The sequence below is a fragment of the Mycobacterium sp. genome (assembly GCF_049280035.1).
In the GTDB taxonomy this organism is placed as follows: domain Bacteria; phylum Actinomycetota; class Actinomycetes; order Mycobacteriales; family Mycobacteriaceae; genus Mycobacterium.
On the sequence record NZ_JBAPPI010000392.1, the window covers coordinates 1 to 3,129 of the forward strand.

Below are 3,129 nucleotides of genomic sequence, written 5' to 3' on the forward strand. Positions count from 1 at the left end.
ACCCGGCACGTCTGGCGCCGGCGCCCCGGGGCGCCCGGCAACCGGGATCCCCGGTGTCGGCGGCAGGCCATTCGGCTTCGGCGGCGACGAGAGCACGTCGGGCAACACCGGGTACGGTCCGTTAGGCCCGAACGGACCGTGGTCCTGATTGACGCCGGCGCACGGCATTGGGTTGCCCGGCCGCGGTAGGAGTTCTAGCGGCGGGACATAGGAGCACGGCGAGCCGGGCGCCACTGCGGGCCCCGGGTGATCCGGGGTACCTTCGAGTACCGGCGGTGCAGGCGGGGGTGCACCGTTGGGGAACCGGGTGCCGTTGGGGTCGGGGAACCGGAAGGCCGGCAGCCCAGCGCTGCGCCAGAAGTCCTCCGGGTCGATCCCACGCTTCTTGAACGCGGCGTCCACCCACGGCTGCAGGATCCAGTACGGCAGCAGGTTGCCGATCATCACCTTGAAGTAGGGTCCGGAGCCAACCGCCTCGCTCAACGCCGCGGTGTAGTTGCGCAGCGTATTCAGCACGTCGGCAAGGTCTTTCTTGTGCGCGACCAGCACGTCGGTGACGGTGCGCAGCTGCTCGAGTAGGTGGTGCAGGTTGGGGTTGTCCTTGATGAGACCCCGCACCTGGGTGGAAAAGGCCGACACGTTGGTCAACAGCGCGTTGATGGCTCGTCCACGCTCGTTGAACGCGGCGAGCAGCTCCTGAGTGTTCCGCAGCAGTGCGTTGATCTGTTTACTGCGGTCGCCAAGGACACCGGCCAGCTTCCTGGCCTCGGCGAGCAGGTGTTTCAGTTGCTCGTCGCGCTTGCCCAGCGTGTCGGAAAACTTGGCTACCCCGTCGAGGGCCGCGCTCAAGTGCGGGTAGGTCTGATTGATGGTCTGCGACAACACATTCAGCGATTTCTTCACCGTCTCGATGTTCCAGCCAGAGGCGGCTTTGGTCACGTCGAAGAACGCGTCATAGATCTGATACGGGGTGGTGCTCTGCCCCAGTGCCAATACGGCGCCCGGTCGCAGCGGCCGGCTACCTCGCGGCTCGATCTCGAGCACCTTCTTACCCAGCAGCGTGTCGGTGCGGATCGCAAGCCGGCTCTCGGTACCGATGGTCCGCATGCCCGTGGAAAACTTCATCACGACGTGATCCCCGTCGATCTTGAGGTCTTGCACCGTGCCGGCGTCCATGCCGAGGATGCGTACCTTGTCGCCCTTGCTCAAGCCGCCGGAGTCGCTGAACTGGGCGTAGTAGCTCGCGGTGGCGAACAGCATCGGCAGGCTGCTAAAGCTCTGTCCCACACCGACAACGAGCACCACCACGGCGATGGCCAGGACTCCGACACGCACCCGGTTGGCAGGTTGCAGCGCTCTCATTGCAGTGTGCACCTACCCGATGGCTGCGCCCAGAGCTTGACCGAACGAACCGGGCCGCCCGGCTGGAGCCCGTTGACCTTGATAGCGAGGTCGCAGAGATAGAAGTTGAAAAAGTCGCCGTAGATACCGCTGGCGCGTCCAATGATGTTGAACGCACTCGGTACCTTCCCGATCAGGTCGCCGAGCTTGTCGCGTTGGTCGACGAGGGGCGCGGCGACGGTTTCCAAGCGGCCGACGGTGTCGTGCACCAGGGCCCGGTTGTCGGCCAGCAGGTCAGCCACTGTCGCAGCGGCGTTGCTGATGTGCGCGGTGCCGTCAGCGAGGTCGGTGGCCCGGCCCTTAAGGCTGGTAATGAGCACCTCGAATTTATTGATCGTCTCGTCGAACTGTTTCCGGTGCCGAACCGTGGTGTCCAGCACCGTGTTCAGGTTGGTGATCACCTCACCGACCGCCTGGTCGCTTTCGGCCAACCGGTCAGTCAGCTGCGCGGTCTGGTCCAGGATGTCGTTGATGGTGCCGCCCTCGCCCTGGAAGACGGTGATGATCGATGAGGCGATGCTGTTGACCTTCTGCGGATCCAGGGCGCGAAACAGCGGCTTGAAGCCACCGATGAGCGCGTCGAGGTCCAGAGCCGGCTCGGTGCGGGAAAGCGGAATGAATCCGCCCGGCGGCAGCACCCGGTCAGCGTTTTCCCCTGTCCCGCGGTTGATTTCCAAGTAGCGGTTGCCAATTAGATCCTGGTAGCGGATCTCTGCGGTCGTCGACTGGTACAGAGGCACCGAGCGGTCGACGGAGAAATCGACGCGTATCCGCTTGTCACCCTCGACCAGATCGACCTTTTTGACCTTGCCGACCTCCACACCAGAGGCACGGACGAACTGCCCGGCCCGTAAGCCGCTGGCATTGCTGAACTCGGCGGAATAGCTGTTGGTCCGGTCGAAGCGCACCTGGCCGAAAACCACCACGATGACCGCGGTGAGCAACAACTGCACGGATGCGACAGCAGCAAGCCGGATGACCGTACCGGTGATTTTCATGGGTTGATCGTGTTCTCCCCGTATTGGCGTCCCCAGACGTATTCGCTGGCGAGGGGCTGGCTGAGCTCGAAGTGGTTGTACGGCGCAATGCTGTTGCCGGAGTCCATCACCAGATACGGCGCAGGCCACAGTTCACGGGTGATCGGCTGCCAGCAGCCCGGCGTGCCACCGGGTCCGCCCCGCCCGTTGACCCGCGGCAGATTGTCCGGATACACATACGGGTTCTCCGTTCCGGCGATCGCAACGCCAAGCTGTGCTGCGTAATGGTTACCGCTTTCCAGCACTGCAACTTTGGGGGCAAGGTCGGCGAAATTGCGGACGGTACAGAACAACGCGGGGCTGTGGGTGTCGAGTAGGTGGGCGGTCGGCACTAGGTCGGCCAGCAAGCGGATCAAATAGGGCTTGCTGCGGGTGAAAATGTCTTCCCCGGTGCTGGCGAAGCCGGATGCGGCCAACAACGCGGCATCCAGCTCGGCCTGATGCCGGTTGAGCGTGCGGGCCGTGGTCACCGCGTTGTTGAGTGCGTCAAAAAGATCCGGTGCGGCCTTGGCGTAGACATCGCCGAGCGCCGCAAGCTGCTGGATGTCATGGCGGATGATCGGCATTTGCGGATTCAGGTCGTCGAGAATTTTGATCCCGTTGACGATCGACTGACCGAACTTGTCGCCCAATCCACTCAACGCCTGGGCTGCGGCGCTCAGCGTAAGGTTCACCTTGACTGGGTCGATGC

At 63.7% G+C, this 3,129-nt stretch carries 3 protein-coding genes; all 3 read right to left on the bottom strand.

Annotated elements, in window-relative coordinates:
- A partial coding sequence (locus WAN71_RS13095; protein WP_422225739.1) for an MCE family protein occupies positions 1–1,362 on the bottom strand: 1,362 nt, incomplete at its 3' end.
- Positions 1,359–2,399, bottom strand: a complete 1,041-nt coding sequence (locus WAN71_RS13100; protein WP_422225740.1) for a virulence factor Mce family protein — start codon at positions 2,397–2,399, stop codon at positions 1,359–1,361. The genes WAN71_RS13095 and WAN71_RS13100, both read right to left, overlap by 4 nt.
- On the bottom strand, positions 2,396–3,129 hold a 734-nt coding region (locus WAN71_RS13105), incomplete at its 5' end, for an MCE family protein (RefSeq protein WP_422225741.1). The genes WAN71_RS13100 and WAN71_RS13105, both read right to left, overlap by 4 nt.

Bases quoted from the DNA above. Each gene is read 5' to 3' on its own strand.
- WAN71_RS13100 (WP_422225740.1), bottom strand. From the start codon at position 2,399: ATGAAAATCACCGGTACGGTCATCCGGCTTGCTGCTGTCGCATCCGTG.